This window comes from Geobacillus subterraneus (assembly GCF_001618685.1).
Classification (GTDB): domain Bacteria; phylum Bacillota; class Bacilli; order Bacillales; family Anoxybacillaceae; genus Geobacillus; species Geobacillus subterraneus.
This window is the reverse complement of sequence record NZ_CP014342.1, coordinates 1,649,745-1,667,186: the sequence shown is the minus strand read 5'-3', so window position 1 is coordinate 1,667,186 and position 17,442 is coordinate 1,649,745. Positions and strand designations below refer to the sequence as shown.

Below are 17,442 nucleotides of genomic sequence, written 5' to 3'. Positions count from 1 at the left end.
CCAAAAAGACGGTCAGTCTAGGCGCAGCGTCGCCCTTAGCGGCAAATGGTCGGACGCTGTCGGCCTGATGGCCACCACTTGTGCGTCTATAGCGTGAAGCTGCCGGCTGATAAAGATATAGTCAAGCCTCCGCCGCGGGCGAAAAGACGGGTACGTATCGCCATTTCCCGTTCCTGCTTTTTGCCACACATCATCCATTTTTCGGGTCATTTTGTTCCAAGGCTTTGAGCCAGGCCTCATGTTCCAGTCACCCATGATGAGAGACGGAAACGGTTGACGGTCTAGCTGGCCGATAATGAAATCGGTCTGTCTTCGATGCAAAAACGGGTTGAGGCTTAAGTGGGTGACATAGCCCGCAAACGGTTGGCCCTGAACGTCAATGATGGCTTCAAGCAGCGACCGTCCTTCGGCCATCTTGAGCCCCATATTCAACGAATGACTCTGGTGAGTGGCGATCGGGTAGCGCGACAACAGCCCGTTTCCGTATTGGCGGGCGATTCCGAGTTGGTTTGCCCCTAATGAGACGGAAGGGCTGAACGCATGATGCATACGCAACTCTTTGGCAAGCCATGAAAAAAGCCGCAGGAGGCTTGTTGGCGATGGCGTTGGCGCTAGGGGCAGGAACGGTTGTCTTGGCCGATACGAACGGTCCGCTCACGTTTGACCAAATGCTCCCTCATATGAAAAGCATGCATCCGAACTTGTCGGAGCAGCAGTTGCAAGATATGTATAACGCCTGCCATGGGGGAAACGGAGGAAAAACGGGCCAGCCGTCTCAAACGATGATGAATCGGTTTTAGCAAACAAAAGAAGCGGCTTGCATCGCAAGGTGGCGGGTTTATGAAGGAAGGGATGGACAAGTGCCATCATCCGTCGCCGATCGGGCCGCTTTTCTTTTTTGTCCTAAAAAGAAGGAAATTCATTGCATCTATATACCCCGTTCGGGTATAATGTATATAGATCGAGGAAAGAGGTGAACAGGATGACCCACCCGCCGCAAGAAGAACATGCGGTTCACCGGACGATGGTTCCGCGCACGAAAGAGGAAGTGGAGAACATCATGAAACGATTGAAGCGCATCGAAGGGCAAGTGCGCGGCGTGCAAAAAATGGTGGAAGACAATCGCTATTGTATAGATATTTTAGTGCAGATTTCCGCCATCCAAGCGGCGCTGCGCCAAGTAGGAATGCAGCTGCTTGAACGTCATGCCAGCCATTGCGTGGCGAAAGCGATCCGCGAAGGAAACGGCGAACAATCGCTTCGCGAGCTGATGGATGTGATCAAACACGTTTCGAAATAAGGGGGGGGTGACCGATGGGAGAACGGAAAACGGCGACGCTTCACATCACCGGCATGACGTGCGCCGCCTGCGCCAACCGGATCGAAAAAGTGTTGAACAAACTAGACGGAGTCGAGGCGAACGTCAACTTGGCGATGGAGCGGGCGACGATTCAATACGATTCCGAAAAGCAGCGCCTTCGGGATATTGAAACGAAAATTGAGCAACTAGGCTATGGCGTGGCAAAGGAAAAGGTGACGCTCGATATTGCCGGGATGACGTGCGCGGCGTGCGCGACGCGGATTGAAAAAGGGTTAAAACGGTTGGAAGGCGTCACCGCGGCGACGGTCAACTTAGCGACGAACAGCGCCGTCGTCGAATACGAAGAAGGCGTGCTGTCCATCGAGGAGATTCTCAAGAAAATCGAGCATCTTGGCTACAAAGGACGCCCCCGTGAGGAGCAAACGGATGTCCGCCATGAAGACGAATGGAAACAAAAGCGGCGCCGGCTCATGTTGTCAACGGTGCTCTCGCTGCCGCTGTTGTATACGATGGTCGCCCATTTGCCGCTCGATCTCAGTCTGCCGATGCCGCATGGGCTGATGAATCCATGGGTGCAGCTTCTCTTGGCCACTCCGGTGCAGTTTTACATCGGCGGCCCGTTTTATCTCGGTGCGTACCGGGCGTTGCGCAACAAGAGCGCGAACATGGACGTTCTTGTCGCTCTCGGCACGTCGGCGGCCTATGTTTACAGCTTGTATGAGGCGCTCAAAACGCTGGCTGACCCGGGCTATGCGCCAAGATTGTATTTTGAGACAAGCGCGGTGTTGATTACACTCGTTTTCGTTGGCAAATATGTCGAGGCGCTCGCTAAAGGGCGGACGACAGAAGCGATTTCGAAGCTGCTGAGCCTGCAGGCCAAAGAGGCGACTGTCATCCGCAACGGTGCCGAACAAAACGTGCCGCTTGAACAAGTCGTTGTCGGCGATACGATCATCGTGCGGCCCGGTGAAAAAATTCCGGTGGACGGAACGGTCATCGCCGGGGCCTCATCGGTCGACGAATCGATGATCACGGGCGAATCGATTCCGGTCGATAAAAAAGAAGGCGACTCTGTCATTGGCGCGACGATCAACCAAAACGGCGTGTTGACCATCCGGGCGGAAAAAGTCGGGAAAGATACGGCGCTTGCCCACATTGTCCGCATCGTCGAGGAAGCGCAAGGGTCCAAGGCGCCGATTCAGCGGATGGCCGATGTCATCTCCGGCATTTTTGTCCCAATTGTCGTTGCCATCGCGGCCGTTTCGTTTCTCGTTTGGTACTTTTTCGTGGCGCCGGGCGACGTCACCGCCGCTCTAGAGGCGGCCATCGCCGTGCTCGTCATCGCTTGTCCGTGCGCGCTCGGTTTGGCGACGCCGACATCGATTATGGTCGGCACCGGCAAGGGGGCGGAATACGGCATTCTCTTTAAAGGAGGGTGAAAAACGTGAAAAACAGGAGAATCGTATGGGGAGTTGCTTCTTTGGCAGCGGCTTTGTTGCTGTCCGCCTGCGCAGGCGCTGGAAATGACGAAGCGGCGCCAAAAGAAAACGCCAGCCAAGAAGAAAACACCCCTCATGCCGGCCACGGGGAAATGAATCACTCCGGTTCAGGCGACGTCCCGGCTGGATTGGAAGAAGCGAAACAGCCAACCTACCCGGTCGGAAGCAAAGTCATCATTCACGCCGACCATATGCCGGGGATGAACGGGGCGGAAGCGACCGTTTCCGGGGCGTTTGACACGACTGTCTATACGGTGACGTACACGCCGACAACGGGCGGTCCTCCGGTCAAAAACCATAAATGGGTGATCCACAAAGAAATCGAAAACGCCGGGGATGAGCCGTTTCAGCCGGGCGACGAAGTCGTTTTGAACGCTGACCATATGAAAGGGATGAAAGGCGCGAAAGCCGTCATCGACTCCGCTCAACAAACGACGGTGTATATGGTCGATTACACCGATACAGAGACCGGCGAACAAGTGACCAACCATAAATGGGTGACCGAAGACGAACTGTCGCCGGTGAAATAAGGAATCGATGGCAAGGGGGTCTTCCCAAGTCGTGAGCTTGAGCGCTTCGTTTGGGGACGACAGAAAACAGGCGCCGGCCATAACGGCACGAGCGCCTGTTTTTCTGAACTCTTATTTAGGCGGATTGTTCGTCGACGTTTTGTTCCGGCCGCCGGTTTTGCTTTTCTTTGACCGCCCCATACATCGCCAGAACCGCCAGGATCACCAGGCAAAGAACTGACCCGATTCGATGATCGCGCTGAAATAAAAAGCTTACCCAAATCGCGCCGAGCGACACGACGGCGATGAGTGTCGTGTACGGAAATGCTTTGACGCGGAAGAACGGATTTGTATCGTAATGCGGCCGCAGTTTCAGTTGGGCCGCGCCGATCATCATCCAGACGATCAGCACCGTAAACCCGGGGATCGTCATCAGCTCGCCGATGATTCGCCCCGGCGCCAAGTACGCGCCAACGATCCCTAACGCGATGCAGAGAGCGACCATTCCCATCCCGTAGATCGGAACCCCCTGTCGCGTCGTCCGCAACAAGCGGCGGCTCGCTTCTCCTTGTTCGGCCATCGAAAAGAGCAAGCGGGACGTGGCGTACACCCCGGTGTTCGCTGCCGATAAGACGGCAATGAGCAAAACGGCGTTCATCACATGGGCGACACCCGGAATGCCGGTGGCCTCGAGCACTTGGACGAACGGGCTGTTTTCCGCCGATACGGCGTTCCATGACATGATGCCGCAAATGATGGCGATCGGCAGCACGTAAAAGCCGATGACCCGCCATACCGTCGTTTTGATCACCCGCGGCAGCACCCGGTCAGCATCTTTCATCTCCGTCACCGCTACACCGATCAACTCGGCTCCGCCGTATGAAAACATGACGACAAGCAAGGCGCTGATCATGCCGCCGACCCCATGCGGAAACCAGGCGTCATACGTCGCATAACGGCTCCATGGGTTTCCGTCCGCTCCTTCAATCACTCCCAACCACATGCCGGCTCCAAGCAAGATGAACACAGCCAGCGCCGCCACTTTCAACCCGGCGAGCCAAAATTCTGTTTCCCCATAGTAGCGAACCGGAAACAAGTTCAGCGCGATGATAAACAGCGCGCAACTCAGAGCGAGCAGCCAAAGCGGCACCGACGGCATCCAATAGCGCAAAAAACTGCCTGCCGCCAGCAGCTCGACGACGGTGACCAACGTCCAGTTCGCCCAATACAGCCACCCGACGAGAAACGACCAGCGAAAGCCAAACGCCCGGCGGATCAAATGCTGAACGTTTTCGCCCGGATAGGCGATGGCCATCTCCGCTAAGGCGGCCATAATGAGAAACAACAGCGCGCCACCGAGCAAATACGTAAGAATAACGCTCGGTCCGGCCATGTGAATCGTATCAGAGCTCCCTTTGAAAATGCCGGTGCCGATCATGCCGCCTAGCGCCATCAATTGCACATGGCGGGGCAGCAGCCCTCTTTGCAATGAGGGGCGGGAATGTTCCATACAGCAACAACCTTTCTCACACGAAGTTCATTCCATGATGTACTTTTTTGCTTTTACGCTTTTATGCAGTTAAGCAAAAAAGATAGTTTTAGAATATAATAGTTTTGTTTTTCTGTCAATGGTTCGCGAAAAAACACGTCGTCAATGTGGAAATGTTTTGTTATACTGGAAACAGGTTTTGAACTCGCCAAAAGGAGATTGGTAGGATGCTTGGCAACAGCGGCAAACCGATTTCGGAAAAAGCCATCACCGTCTGGCGCTTGACCGGAGTGTTGGGAACATTGGCTGGCGGCGTCATCATCGGTGCAATCGCTTGGGTGTTGTCGCGCTTCCATGTTCCTGAGTGGTGGTTAGCGCCGTTGGCGGGCATTTGGGGAGTGAAAGCGGTCTTATGGATCGGATGGCTGCCTCCCTTGCGCCAGAAACGATGGCGTTACGATATTCGCGACGAAGACATAGAAATTCAGCACGGCGTTTGGTCAACGACATGGACGTTAGTTCCGATGAATCGCGTCCAACATGTCGATGTCCGGCAAGGCCCTTTGCTCAAACGGTACGGGTTGGCTTCGGTCGTGATTTTCACGGCCGCTACCGTCCATGAAATCCCCGCTCTGTCTGAATCGGAGGCGGAACGGCTCTGCCGGCTGATCGCCGAGCGGGCGAAGGCGGCGGATCAGGATGATGACTAAGCGCCGTCTTCATCCCATTGCGATGGTAACGGGAGTAGGGAGGGAGCTGAAACACGTGCTGCTCCCGCTTTTGGTAGTTGTCATAGCTGGCAGCCGCGGTGATTTTTCTTGGCGGGATCTCGTCATGCCGCTTCTTGTGCTCGCCTACACGATCGTTGCCGGCGTTCTTTCCTGGGTTCGTTTCAAATACGGCTGGGACGGCCAAACGCTGGAAGTGGAAGAAGGGTTGTTTGTCCGCAAAAAACGGACGATCCCGTTTGAGCGCATTCAAGGCATTTCTACAACGGAAGGAATATGGCAGCGGCTAGCTGGAGTCGTAAAAGTTCATATTGAAACCGCCGGGGGCGGGCTTGGGGAAGCAGAAGTGGCGCTTGCCGCCGTGTCGAGGGAAGAAGTGCACCGCTTGCAGCGCGAGATTGAGCGGGCAAAAGAGCAGGCAGGGGGGCGGCCGCCGTGTGAGCACGGGAATCGGCCATTGTCTCTTCCTTTATTTACGCTTTCGATAAAGGAAGTATGGCTTGCCGCTGTGACAAGCGGGGGAGCGTTTGGCGTCGTGGCGGCCGTTTGGACCTTTTTGTCCCAACTTGGCGACCTGATCCCGTATGAAGCGCTCTTTCGCAATGTACAGACGACATGGAACGGACATGGGCGGTGGTACATCGGAGTCATCGGTTTGGTGGCGCTGTTGGCCGCGTATGGGGTGGCGATCGGGCAAAATATGATCCGTTTCGCTTCGTTTGCCGTGCGCAGGCAAGAAGATACGATTGTCATCACCCGCGGTTGGCTCGAACGCCAAACGGTTTCAGTCCCTATTGGCCGCGTTCAAGGGGTGATGATCCATGAGAGCTGGCTGCGTCGTCTGTTCGGGTATGCGACCGTATCGCTCATTCATGCCGGCGGGGCGCTTGATGGCGGTCCACCGGGGGATGTGGTTCTTTGCCCGCTTGTAAAAAAAGAGCGCGTCTCCTCGATTATTCACGCGTGCCTGCCGGAGTACGATCTCGGTGTTGCGTTCCGTCCATTGCCGAAGCGGGCTCAAATCCGCTATATGCTTCGGCCGCTTTATTGGTTAGCGGCCCCGCTGGCATTGGCTGCTTACATCGAGCGTCCATGGGGAGCGGGGCTTTTGTTTGCGCTGCCGCTTGCTCTGTGGATCGGGTCGCGGCGCTATCAAGCAGCCGGCTGGGCGCTTTCTTCAAGGCAGTTAACACTCCGCAGCGGCTGGTTCCGCCGAACGACCACATACATGTTGAAACATCGCCTGCAAGCGGTTGAGGTGGCGGCGACATGGTGGCAACAGCGAAAACGATTAGCCACGATTTCCGCCGCTGTTATGCCGCTTGGCACCCGCGCCCGCGTCGTCGATGTGGATGAAGAGGATGCGGCTTCAATCTATCGCTGGCTGCAAGGGAAAGGGAGGAACCAAGCATGATGAAGGCCTTTCTTCACGGGCTTATCCTTGCGTTTGGACTCATTTTGCCGCTGGGGATGCAAAACGTGTTCATTTTGACCCAAGGAGCGGTTCAGCGGCGTTGGCGGCATGCCTTGCCGGCGGTGCTGACGGCGTCGTTGTGTGATACGTTGTTGATTTTCCTCGCCGTTTTGGGCGTCTCGCTCGTTTGGCTTGGTTCCGCTTGGCTGAAAACAGCCGTGATGGGAGCTGGCATTCTTTTTTTGCTGTATATGGGCTGGAGTACATGGAAAAGCGCCCCCGCCGCTGGCGGAAGCGAAGCGGCGGAACGGTTTCCGCCCCGCAAACAAATCGCTTTTGCCGCCTCGGTATCGCTGCTGAACCCTCATGCCATTTTCGATACGATCGGCGTCATTGGCACGGGTTCGCTCCGCTATACGGGAATGGAGAAAGCGATATTTGCGGCGGCGTGCATTGTTGTCTCCTGGATTTGGTTTGTGGGGCTGTCCCTCGCCGGAAGAATGGTTGGCCGTTTCGACGGCAGCGGGGGAGGACTGCGCTGGATGAACCGGATTTCCGCGCTCCTCATTTGGGGAGTGGGCGGATATATGCTCATGAAGCTATTTCGTGATTGGCTGCCCTAAGACGTCCGAAGGGATGGCGCACCTAGCATGAATACAACGAAACCGTATCTTGAAGCGGCCTGAGTTGTTCCCAGCGAACGGATGATCTGCTAAAATAGGAATCAACGAAAGAAAAGAAGGAGAGAAAGATGCAAACGGAGCGCGAATCGCATGGACGGATTATTTTTCACGTAGACGCCAATTCGTTTTTCGCCAGCTGTGAGATCGCCCGTGATCCGTCGCTTCAGAAAAAACCGGTCGTTGTGGCAGGAGACCCGAAAGAACGGAAAGGAATTGTGCTGGCGGCCAGTTATGTGGCGAAACAACAGTTTGGCATCTATACGACGATGCCGCTTTGGGAAGCGAAAAAACGCTGTCCATCGCTCGTCGTGCGGCCGCCGGATTTCCCATTGTATCGCGAAATGAGCCGCCGCTTGTTCCAATGGCTCGAGCGCTTCTCGCCTGTTTTGGAGCGGGCCTCGATTGATGAAGGCTATTTGGACGTGACCGGGCGGATGCCGACGGTTCACCCGCTCGCATTGGCGCGCCATATCCAACAAGAGCTGCTTGAACGGCTGTCGATTCCGGTGAGCATCGGCATCGCCCCGAATAAGTTTTTGGCGAAAATGGCAAGCGACAGGAAAAAGCCGCTTGGCATCACCGTGCTGCGCAAGCGCGATATCCCGTCTGTGTTATGGCCGCTTCCGGTCGAACAGATGCATGGCGTCGGCGACAAAACAGCGAAGAAGCTGCATGCGCTTGGCCTCCATACGATCGGCGATCTCGCCAAAGCTGACCGCGAGCGGCTTCGCCAGACGTTTGGCATTTATGGCTCGCGCCTTTACGAGCGGGCGAACGGCATCGACCCGCGTCCGGTGGATCCAACAGCGGCGGAAAAGCGAAAATCGATCGGACACTCAACAACGCTGCCGTACGATATCGAGGAAGAACAGAAACTGCTCGCTGTCTTGCGCCAGCTGGCCGAATCGGTCGGCGCCCGGATGAACGAAAAGCGGGTTGCCTCGCGAACCGTTCAACTGACCATTCGCTACCACGATTTTCACACGATCACCCGCAGCCAAACTGGAATCGAGCCGTTATCGGACGGCGAAGAAATCTTTTCCTATGCGGCGCGGTTGTTCCAAAAGCATTGGGACGGCCGTCCGGTGCGTCTTCTTGGCGTCGCCGCGCTCCATGTGTTTGACCGGGCCAGGGCGGTGAAGCAGCTGGATTTGTTTCAATATGAAGAAGAGGCGAAAATGGAACCGCTTTGGAAAGCGGTGGAACAGCTGCGGGCGAAGTTTGGCGCCCGCGCCTTGCAGATGGGTGTTGAGCTGCTTTCGTCCGACAGACAAACGAAAGAGGGGGAAGAACGTTGACGATCTTACTAATTGCCGCGGCTGTCGTGATGCTTGCAGGCCTCATCGGCACGCTCGCGCTGTCGGGGCGGGGAGACGAACAGTACACATCAGCAACCAAAGGCAATCTCACCCGCCTAGCGTTGATTTATGCCGGATTGGCCATTGTGCTAGCGGCAGGAATCGGGGTATATCTGGCGTTATAACAAGCGAAAGACGATGCCCGCCGTCGAGTTTAGATGCTGCGGCACCGGTTAGAGACAAACGGTTATGGACCATCGAGCCCTGGTGACAAAGTAGCCATCGGTTCATCTCAGGCAGAGCGTCGCTCTCTTGGACATGGGATGAATCGATTGGCGTTGGTTGAGTGAAAACCGCCAATGAGGGGAAGCGTCTAGGCATCGGAAGTGCCACCCCCCTGCGTTTGTGGTGTGATGATCCTCACTCCGGCGGGATGGTTTTTTGGGGTAAAATGGATGGTAAACGGAACAACCATGGAGGGATGTATGGCCCACTATGTTTGGATGATCATTAATGCGCTGTTGGTGATCGGCACGGCGGTTTATATCTGGCTGTTCCGCCCGAACGACTCGGCTGCGGTGTTGGCAGGAAAATGGCTGGCGCAAGTGGCGGTGCTGCTGTTTTTGGTCAATGTCAATATGTATTTTATCTTCCTTGTCATCCGCAAAACAAAAATCCGGAAGGTCAAAGTCACGTTAGCGCGGATAGCAAGAAGCATGATGAAAGCCCACATCCCGCTTGCCGTCGCTGGAACGAGCTTGATTGTCCTCCATGGAGCAATGATGGCATGGAAACTCGGAGCGGTGATCGGTTTTGGCCATGGGAAGCTAGTGACCGGTTATGCAAGCCTCACGATGTTGGCCATCACCTTATTTGCCGGCGTCCTCCGCCGGCAAAAAGCGTCAGGGTGGAGAAGAAAGTTTCATCTTGTCTCTGCCTTGCTGTTTGCCGGTTTGTTTCTCCTTCATCTCTTTTGGCCGATCTAATCACGTGTAAGGGAGAGAGAAAACGTGGGTGACTTGCTTTCGTTGCTGACGGAATACCGCCATCGCCAAGTTGTCGTCAACTTCTATGAAGAAGACGAGCTGGTGGCGCGTGACGGGTTTTTCTTTGATGGCATCGAGCGATCAAACGGTCTGCTATCTTTCATCAAAGATGGGCGCATTCGCTGGTCCATTCGGTTGGATGACTACCCAAGCTATGAGATCGTACACGATTTCCCGAGGCATTATCGGTTTTATGGCCAGCATCGGGCTGTAGAGCTCTATTTTCCTTCTTAACGGTGTCCGCTTTAAAAGCAAGAGGAACGTGTAGCTGCATAACGGATCGGTTTCGGCCGCATAATAACGTTGTCCGCCAAAACGGGCGGAAATGGATCGTTGGCTAAACTATCGAGGTGAAGGTTATGATCGTCGTCCGGCTTGGCTATGTCGCTATGAGTGTGCACGTTCCCCATTGCTCTCCCTCTCAAACGATGACCGTGGCGCGATTTCGCGCCATTCGCGATCGCGAGGCGGCGATCCGCAAGCTTGAGCGGATTGCTCTCTCCAATGTCGAAAACTGCCTTCGCCTGCTCAAATATAACAAGGCGCATGACATCCGTTTTTTCCGCCTCAGCTCGCGGCTCATTCCGCTTGCCAATCATCCGGAACTAGAGAGCTGGGATTATCTCGCTCCGATCCGTGAAGCGTTGCGATCGATCGCGCTGTTTTTGCATGAGTATCCGATGCGGCTTGATTTCCACCCGGAGCATTTTGTCGTGCTCAATTCTCCTGACTCCGATGTCTTCCATGCCTCGTTGAACGCGCTAAAGCTGCATGGGGAGTTGCTGCGAGGGATGGGGATTGACCTAGAACACCGGTGCGTGCTCCACATGGGCGGCGGGTATGGCGACAAAGAAAAGCGTTGGAGCAGCTGATCCATAATTGGGCGTACATCCCCGCTCCGCTGCAGCGAATGATCATGTTCGAAAATGATGATACGGTGTTTACGTTGCGCGATGCCCTCTATGCATGCGAAAAACTCGGCGTGCCGCTCGTTTTTGATTTGCACCATCATCTCGCCAATCACGACGAAGAAGACTGGCGGCCGGACTGGGAACGGATCGTGGCGACATGGCGCCACTCGCCGCTGCCGATGAAAATGCATCTCTCAAGCCCAAAAAGCGACAGACAGTTCCGCGCCCATCACGATTTTGTCGATGCTGAGATGTTCATCCGCTTTTTGCGAGAAGTCAAAGGCACCGTCCGGCAGCTTGACTGCATGATCGAAGCGAAACAAAAAGATGAAGCGCTGTTCCAGCTTGTACGCGACCTCAAACAATATGACGACATCGAATGGATCGACGGGGCGAGTTTTTTTGTCAAATAATCAATCCCTATCCGCCAAACTTTTGGCCAAATGCTCCGCTAGATCGAGCAGCGAAAAGCTGATAGACCACAAAAGACGGCCGAAGGGCCTCGCTAATCGAGCCCATCCCCACAAACCGGGATGGGCTTTTAACTGAGAAATTCCCTGTTTCCAGAATGACGCATAGGCAGAAGAAGCTCATCGCCTTTTTGTGCGATAAATAATAGCAGGCAATAGAAAGATGGAAGAAAACATGGTGAACCGAAACATGTTCTTCGCCTCGCAGCATAAATCGATGGTAGGACAAACAAGACTTGGACATGAAAGAAATGACTTGCACCATAGCTAACCGGACAAAGAACATCGGCAAAATCAGTGCCGTAAACGGTTAAGAACGCTAGGGCGGATTGCTCAAAACGTTCTCGCCCGCCTTTTGTCTTGGTAGTAAATAGGGGAAAGAGTAGGTAGATGACTCTGTTGTCAATGTTACGGTCTTTTTTTATCATGAAGTAGGGGATTCCCGATTTTTTTATGAATGGGGAAGTATGATGGGAATTACAGGATACCACGATCCATATTTCATCGTCATTTCCGCAGTGATTGCTGTTGTTTCTTCTTACGTATCCTTGGCCATTTCAGCGAAGGTCGCCGAAAGTGATAAAGGGAAAGCTGCTTGGGTCTTTTTAGGATCCATCATTATTGGATTGGGAATTTGGTCTATGCATTTTACTGCCATGCTTGGGTATCGGCTACCTTTTCCTGTGTCTTACAGAGCGACTCCGGCTGTTTTATCGTTTTTACTGGCAGTGTGCTGGTCGTTTCATGCTTTGTATATAGTTTCTTATCATCGAAAAAAAGGTTGGCATTTTGCCCTGAGCGGCAGTTTCATGGGAACGGCCATTAGTTTGCTTCATTATGTAGGGATGGTGGCGATAAAAACGGAGATGGTTATGCATCATCATCCGTTTTTTGTTTGTCTGTCGATTGTTCTGTCGTTTTTTGCTTCGTTTCTAGCATTGTTTATTCTTTTTATGGTCTATCGCACGAATAGCGGTCAAGTGTTCAAAAAGACCATTAGCTCTATCGTGGTGGGGTGCGGAATCGCGGCCATGCATTATACCGCAATGAAAGGAATGTCGTTCCGGCTGCCTCATGGCCAGGAAGCACGGCCCATAGAACAGACGATAGCGATCCCGACTGACGGCTTGGCTGACATTCTTGCGTTTATTACGCTGGCTATATTGATCATGACCAGCACTATGATCCATATCGAGCGGCGCGAGGTATTGCGGCAAAAGCGGCTAACCGAGGTCCATTATCAATGTTTAGTGGACCGCAATCCCCATCTCGTACTGTCCGTGGACTTTAATGGGAGGATTACGAGCATCAATCCAAAAGCAATAGAGATGTTACAAGTTCGTCAAGGTGACCTGCCAGACAATGTATATGACTTGTTTTTTAGGAAGGATCATCAAAAAATTGAGGAATGCTTAGCAAAGGCGAAAAAGGGGGAATCTTCCGTTTTGTCTGTGCCCATAAAAACTGACCGCGACAACCCGGTGATGATGGAACTTACTTTGATCCCGATTATAGGAGACAAGGATGTCATTGGATTGTTTATGATCGGAAAGGATGTCACCGAACTAGTCGAATATCAGGAACGTATAAAGAAAGTGCAACAAGATTTGTGGAACACCATCTGCCAACAACAAGGGCTTATCTTTAAATTCACCAAAAGAGACGGCCGATTCGTTCATACGTTATGCGGCGGCGAGTTGTTTCACCATCTAGGAATTGATCCAAAACACGTGTTGGACAAGACAGTGCACGATTTTTTGCCCAAGCCCATCGCCGACAAAAAAGAACGATATTATCAGTATGCGTGGGAAACGGGGGAAGCGTTGTACTATGAAGGAAATATCAACGGAATTGACTACTTAGTCAGCTTGCGCCCAATCAAAGAGAACGGCCAAGTAACGGAAATCATCGGCTCGGCAATCGATATTACAGAACGAAAGATGATGGAGAAAGCGTTATGGCAGGCTAAAGAAGAGGCGGAAAAAGCCAACGAAGCAAAGTCCCATTTCATCTCGCGTCTAAGTCATGAAATTCGGACTCCGCTAAATGGTGTGTTAGGGTTTGCCCAATTGCTTGAGATGGATGATTCTCTCAATACCGAGCAGCGCGAATTGGTACGAGAAATTTTAGGAAGCGCCCGACATTTGCTGCGTTTAATGAATGACATGTTAGACTTAGCTAAGATGGAAGCGGGAAAATCGCACTTGCTATACGATGTGGTGCATCCGAATGAAGTCATTGAGGAAAGTGTGAAATGGATGGAACCACTCGCTAAGAAAAATAACATTAGCCTCATCTATAAAGCTTTTTCGAGCGAGCATGTGTACTTATATACAGACGCTACAAGACTCAGACAAGCATTACTGAATTTGCTTGATAACGCCATTAAGTATAACCGTGATGGCGGTACGGTGGTGGTCGAAGGAACAGAGGAGCAGGGGAAAGTCACGATCCGTGTCAAAGACAGTGGAATCGGCATCCCGGATGAGGAGAAAGAAAACATTTTTGAGCCGTTTTATCGAATCCGAGGCAATCAAGTTGATGGCAATGGCATTGGACTAGCGTTCGTTAAACAAGTCGTGCGCTTGCTTGGCGGCACAATAGCGGTAAATAGCAAACTTGGCAAGGGAAGCGAGTTTTCGATCAGCCTTCCAGCTATTCGATACGTTCATAACGGGCCACATTCGCCTCTAAATAAACGGGTGAATCAGGAGCGATTAATGCAAATCGGCCATAAAAAAATTTTATATATTGAAGATCATGCATCCAACTTAAAATTGTTGGAGTATATCCTGCAACCGTTCCCCAATCTTTCGTTAACATTCGCTAACAGCGGCGGTGAAGGCTTGCAAAAGGCGGCCGATGGCCAATTTGACCTGATCCTGATCGACATCCATCTCCCGGATTTCAGCGGATATACCGTATTGGACATGTTGCGACATAATGAACGAACGAGCCATATCCCAATAATCGCAATCAGTGCTAACGCTGTTCCGAAAGAAATCAAAAAGGCATTACAAGCGGGATTTACGGACTATATAACGAAACCGTTGGACGTAAGCGCATTTCTTGAAAAGTTAGTGGGGTTATGGGAAGAAAGTCTCGCTTATAAAGAGAGTGATGTTTCGACACACAACAAGAACAACGAAGGGGAAATATGTCGTGAAAAGTCGAAAAAAGAGCGTAATATGTCCTTTTAGATGCCGCTAAGGAGCATCTGCATGTGTTTGGTGCATAGGAAAAGTTAGACAACTATATGAAAAGACGCTATATTGAAAATTACACAAATAGTCCATTTTTCCTGTGGTGATTTTCATGCTTAGCGGCTATTAAAGGATAGGATAAAAGAATGATAAAGGAGTAGCGAAGCGGTGACTTTTGTTTCTGTTCGACATGTAATTGGCAAACAGCAGTTTGAACATGTTTATCAACCACTCTGGGATTTAATGAACTGGAGCATCTTCGGATATGAATCGTTGTTGCGGGTAAACGGAGTCAAAAATATTGAACACCTTTTTCAAAAAGCCCGTGACGAAGGATGCTTGCATGAGCTGGATCTCGCATCGCTAGAGGGCTCCATTTCGCAATTTCCTTTCTGGGAACGGAAAAGGGGTCTCCTATTTGTAAATTTGTACCCATCTACCATGCTGCATCGTGGGTTTGCGCAGTTATTAAAAAAACTGGTTGAACGTTTTCCGCATATTGAAAATCGGATTGTGTTCGAACTGAACGAAACGGAAGAAGGCGACGATCTATGGAAAGACGGCAAACTGAACGCGACTGTAAAGTTGATAAGGGAGTACGGATTTTACATTGCGATCGATGACGTTGGCAAAGGAGCCTCTACTTTACAAAAAATTATTGAACTACAGCCGGATTATGTAAAATTGGATCGATATTTCGCCCAAGGATTGGCAGCCGATGTCGAAAAGCAAAAAATGGTCAGCTTGCTCGTAAACTATTGCAGTCCAAAAATGGTGCTCGTGCTAGAGGGAATCGAAAAGGAAACGGATCTTGCCCAAGCCAAGCTGTTAAGAGTGCCGGCCGCACAAGGGTATCTTTTAGGCAAGCCGGACCGGTTGACCTAAACTGCTGCGTACGGATGTACTAGTATAGCTTTGCTCCCTCCTTTGATTAAGGCGGCAAAAACGGGAGGGCAAACGAAGCGATCGTATAATCTTGGTGGGGAAAACACGGTTTTGTCATTCACGGGCGAAGAGCATACGAATGCCACGGAAAACGGCAAGCCAAAAAGGCTTAAGGGAGAAAGGGGCGGATGCAACGTTCTTTGCCCATTACTGCAAGGGAGGGAATTTGTATGATGGAGACCGGTGAGCAGATGAAGGAAACAACAGCTACAGCGGGAGAAAAGCGGTTTAGAGTACAGACGGTGGAAGAGATAGTCATAATGAAATGGCAGATTGTTGTTGATGAAGATAAACTGCATGCCATTTTACGCGTTGAACCTGAAGCTAACAAGCGAAGGGGATTGAAAGAAGTCAGCGTTAGCGGCCAAATCGGGTCGCAAACCGAGCTGTTGCTTGAGGTGCAAAACACGTTCGACTGCGAGTCTATTTTGCAAAAACTCCGATCTATGCATATCGTTCAAGGGATCGATTTTGCCGCGATCGTTGAAGCTGCGCAGACGACACGGCCAGATGATTTTATCGTTGCTAGAGGCGTGAAGCCGCGGGAGGGAACAAACGGCTGGGTGGAGCTGGCGGTCAATACAGACTATAATCAGAAAAGGGAACTGTCGGGTGAAGGCGAGAATGCGGATTGTTTAAAAGGGGGAGATATTTCTTCCGTTCGGTCGGGGCAAACTATAGCGGTCATTCATCCCCCGGTTCCCGGTGTTCCGGGGATTACTGTGACAAACGAGCTGATCCCGCCTAAACCGGTTCGACCGGTCACTGTTCATGTAGGAAAAGGCGTAAAGTTGGTCGAAAACGGGACAAAAATAATAGCGTCGACCACCGGACGGTTAGTATTTCGGCAAAAAGGGCTGGATGTGCATATTTCCGTGATTGACAAATTCATCCACGAAGGCGATGTCAACGTGAGCTCGGGTCATATTCGCTTTCACGGCGATGTCGATATTATTGGAAGTGTGGAAGACGGTATGGAAGTGGAAGCAGACGGACGCATTATCATCTACCAAAACGTCCATCGGGCGACGGTCACCTCAAAACACGCCGTGATCATTCGAAACAATGTGATCGGGAGCACTATTTCGGCAGGAACCGATCGGGCAATGCCTTCTGAGCTTATCCGCTTGTTGTTAAGCGAAATGGAAGAAGATATAGAAAACATGGTAACCTTAATAAAACAGTTACTTCGTTCGCCGTCGTGGAAAACGTTCGCTTGGACGAAAAACGAACAGCTTCTTTTCTTTAAGCTGATCAAACATTTAATGCGTGATAAGTTTTCTGATTTAGAAAATAAAGGAAAGGAATATATAGAGGCCGTAAAAAAAGAGGATGGCCAACAAATTTCATCAGTTTGGCGCGACGTGGCAGAGCGGTTGCAACGATGTTTTTTTCCAAGTGTTCCGAACGAATCGCATTCATTCCAACAGCTTGTCAAACTGCTTGATGATATAAAAGGGATTACCGGCTCCTATGCATGGAAACACAATGAGAACAACCGTGTCGAGATGGCCTATGCGTTAAATAGCACCATTTATTGCAACGGAGACATCGTCGTTTTTGGTCAAGGATGCCATAACTGTACGATCCATTCCGATGGGTTTCTTGACATTAAAGGGGTGATGCGCGGCGGCCGCGCTTACGCGAAAAAAGGTGCGTCCATTCAAGAGGCAGGATCGGATTCAGGAATCTCCACCTACATTACAGTGCCGCGTGGACAAACAGTAAGGCTTGGCGTAGCGAAAGAGGGAACTGTCGTTCACATTGGTCAAACCGTCTATACGTTCCAAACAGAGCAACACCATATAGAAGTAGCCTTAGGAGAGAATGAAAAAATCGTGTTCAAGCACTTTTAAGTTCCTTGTTTTTCAAATACAAGAAAGTTTAGCGGGGATTGTTTAGAATAAGGGAGGGGGAGGGGGAGAA

The 17,442-nt window shown here is 51.7% G+C and carries 15 protein-coding genes and 2 pseudogenes; 15 read left to right on the top strand and 2 right to left on the bottom strand.

Annotation, left to right across the window (positions count from 1 at the left end; genetic code table 11):
- Positions 1-12: 12 nt before the first annotated feature.
- Positions 13-549, bottom strand: a complete 537-nt coding sequence (locus tag GS3922_RS08145) for an endonuclease/exonuclease/phosphatase family protein (RefSeq protein ID WP_063165927.1) — start codon at positions 547-549, stop codon at positions 13-15.
- A gap of 50 nt (positions 550-599) precedes the next feature.
- Here GS3922_RS08145 and GS3922_RS08140 point away from each other — a divergent pair, with 50 nt between their 5' ends.
- The 4 genes and pseudogenes from GS3922_RS08140 to GS3922_RS08125 all read left to right on the top strand — a co-directional run bounded on the left by GS3922_RS08140 (position 600) and on the right by GS3922_RS08125 (position 3,350).
- The gene (locus tag GS3922_RS08140) at positions 600-800 is read left to right on the top strand and encodes a CUE domain-containing protein (RefSeq protein ID WP_225995635.1); all 201 of its coding nucleotides are present in this window, start codon (positions 600-602) and stop codon (positions 798-800) included.
- 182 nt (positions 801-982) lie between these two features.
- Complete coding sequence (locus tag GS3922_RS08135; RefSeq protein ID WP_063165925.1) at positions 983-1,300, top strand: metal-sensing transcriptional repressor; 318 nt, start codon at positions 983-985, stop codon at positions 1,298-1,300.
- A 14-nt stretch (positions 1,301-1,314) separates the two neighbouring features.
- Positions 1,315-2,757 (top strand): annotated as a pseudogene (locus GS3922_RS08130) (heavy metal translocating P-type ATPase); the annotation flags it as partial.
- Between the two features lie 8 nt (positions 2,758-2,765).
- On the top strand, positions 2,766-3,350 hold the full coding sequence (locus GS3922_RS08125) for a YdhK family protein (protein ID WP_063167351.1): 585 nt from the start codon (positions 2,766-2,768) through the stop codon (positions 3,348-3,350).
- A 115-nt stretch (positions 3,351-3,465) separates the two neighbouring features.
- On the opposite strand, the gene GS3922_RS08120 is transcribed toward GS3922_RS08125, so the two are convergent.
- A complete protein-coding gene (locus GS3922_RS08120; protein ID WP_063165924.1) occupies positions 3,466-4,839 on the bottom strand; it encodes an amino acid permease in 1,374 nt (457 codons plus the stop codon).
- A gap of 206 nt (positions 4,840-5,045) precedes the next feature.
- On the opposite strand from GS3922_RS08120, the gene GS3922_RS08115 reads away from it, so the two are divergent.
- From GS3922_RS08115 to GS3922_RS08065, 11 genes and pseudogenes are all read left to right on the top strand, one after another.
- Positions 5,046-5,528: a PH domain-containing protein gene (locus tag GS3922_RS08115; protein ID WP_063165923.1), complete on the top strand. Its 483-nt coding sequence runs from the start codon at positions 5,046-5,048 to the stop codon at positions 5,526-5,528.
- A complete protein-coding gene (locus GS3922_RS08110) occupies positions 5,518-6,960 on the top strand; it encodes a PH domain-containing protein (RefSeq protein WP_063165922.1) in 1,443 nt (480 codons plus the stop codon). Before GS3922_RS08115 ends, GS3922_RS08110 begins: the two co-directional genes overlap by 11 nt.
- The gene (locus GS3922_RS08105; protein ID WP_063165921.1) at positions 6,957-7,583 is read left to right on the top strand and encodes a LysE/ArgO family amino acid transporter; all 627 of its coding nucleotides are present in this window, start codon (positions 6,957-6,959) and stop codon (positions 7,581-7,583) included. The genes GS3922_RS08110 and GS3922_RS08105 overlap by 4 nt, the downstream gene beginning before the upstream one ends.
- Positions 7,584-7,711: 128 nt before the next feature.
- On the top strand, positions 7,712-8,941 hold the full coding sequence (locus GS3922_RS08100) for a DNA polymerase IV (RefSeq protein WP_063165920.1): 1,230 nt from the start codon (positions 7,712-7,714) through the stop codon (positions 8,939-8,941).
- Positions 8,938-9,126 carry a hypothetical protein gene (locus GS3922_RS08095; RefSeq protein ID WP_063165919.1) on the top strand — a complete coding sequence of 63 codons (189 nt, stop codon included), beginning with the start codon at positions 8,938-8,940 and terminating at the stop codon, positions 9,124-9,126. Before GS3922_RS08100 ends, GS3922_RS08095 begins: the two co-directional genes overlap by 4 nt.
- Positions 9,127-9,426: 300 nt before the next feature.
- A complete protein-coding gene (locus GS3922_RS08090) occupies positions 9,427-9,927 on the top strand; it encodes a hypothetical protein (RefSeq protein WP_063165918.1) in 501 nt (166 codons plus the stop codon).
- A 24-nt stretch (positions 9,928-9,951) separates the two neighbouring features.
- Complete coding sequence (locus GS3922_RS08085) at positions 9,952-10,221, top strand: hypothetical protein (protein WP_063165917.1); 270 nt, start codon at positions 9,952-9,954, stop codon at positions 10,219-10,221.
- 128 nt (positions 10,222-10,349) lie between these two features.
- A pseudogene (gene uvsE / locus GS3922_RS08080) lies at positions 10,350-11,311 on the top strand (UV DNA damage repair endonuclease UvsE).
- Between the two features lie 524 nt (positions 11,312-11,835).
- Positions 11,836-14,568, top strand: a complete 2,733-nt coding sequence (locus tag GS3922_RS17225; RefSeq protein WP_082816547.1) for an MHYT domain-containing protein — start codon at positions 11,836-11,838, stop codon at positions 14,566-14,568.
- A gap of 171 nt (positions 14,569-14,739) precedes the next feature.
- Positions 14,740-15,456: an EAL domain-containing protein gene (locus GS3922_RS08070; RefSeq protein ID WP_063165916.1), complete on the top strand. Its 717-nt coding sequence runs from the start codon at positions 14,740-14,742 to the stop codon at positions 15,454-15,456.
- Positions 15,457-15,644: 188 nt separating this feature from the next.
- Positions 15,645-17,372, top strand: coding sequence for a flagellar assembly protein A (locus GS3922_RS08065; protein WP_225995634.1), 1,728 nt, complete (start codon positions 15,645-15,647; stop codon positions 17,370-17,372).
- The last annotated feature ends 70 nt before the right edge of the window (positions 17,373-17,442 follow it).

What these genes read in the sequence shown, in the direction of transcription:
- GS3922_RS08105 (WP_063165921.1), top strand. Translation starts at nt 6,957, where the DNA reads ATGATGAAGGCCTTTCTTCACGGGCTTATCCTTGCGTTTGGACTCATT.
- GS3922_RS17225 (WP_082816547.1), top strand. Translation starts at nt 11,836, where the DNA reads ATGATGGGAATTACAGGATACCACGATCCATATTTCATCGTCATTTCC.
- GS3922_RS08115 (WP_063165923.1), top strand. Translation starts at nt 5,046, where the DNA reads ATGCTTGGCAACAGCGGCAAACCGATTTCGGAAAAAGCCATCACCGTC.
- GS3922_RS08090 (WP_063165918.1), top strand. Translation starts at nt 9,427, where the DNA reads ATGGCCCACTATGTTTGGATGATCATTAATGCGCTGTTGGTGATCGGC.
- GS3922_RS08135 (WP_063165925.1), top strand. Translation starts at nt 983, where the DNA reads ATGACCCACCCGCCGCAAGAAGAACATGCGGTTCACCGGACGATGGTT.
- GS3922_RS08100 (WP_063165920.1), top strand. Translation starts at nt 7,712, where the DNA reads ATGCAAACGGAGCGCGAATCGCATGGACGGATTATTTTTCACGTAGAC.
- GS3922_RS08110 (WP_063165922.1), top strand. Translation starts at nt 5,518, where the DNA reads ATGATGACTAAGCGCCGTCTTCATCCCATTGCGATGGTAACGGGAGTA.
- GS3922_RS08140 (WP_225995635.1), top strand. Translation starts at nt 600, where the DNA reads ATGGCGTTGGCGCTAGGGGCAGGAACGGTTGTCTTGGCCGATACGAAC.
- GS3922_RS08120 (WP_063165924.1), bottom strand. Translation starts at nt 4,839, where the DNA reads ATGGAACATTCCCGCCCCTCATTGCAAAGAGGGCTGCTGCCCCGCCAT.
- GS3922_RS08145 (WP_063165927.1), bottom strand. Translation starts at nt 549, where the DNA reads ATGCATCATGCGTTCAGCCCTTCCGTCTCATTAGGGGCAAACCAACTC.
- GS3922_RS08065 (WP_225995634.1), top strand. Translation starts at nt 15,645, where the DNA reads ATGCAACGTTCTTTGCCCATTACTGCAAGGGAGGGAATTTGTATGATG.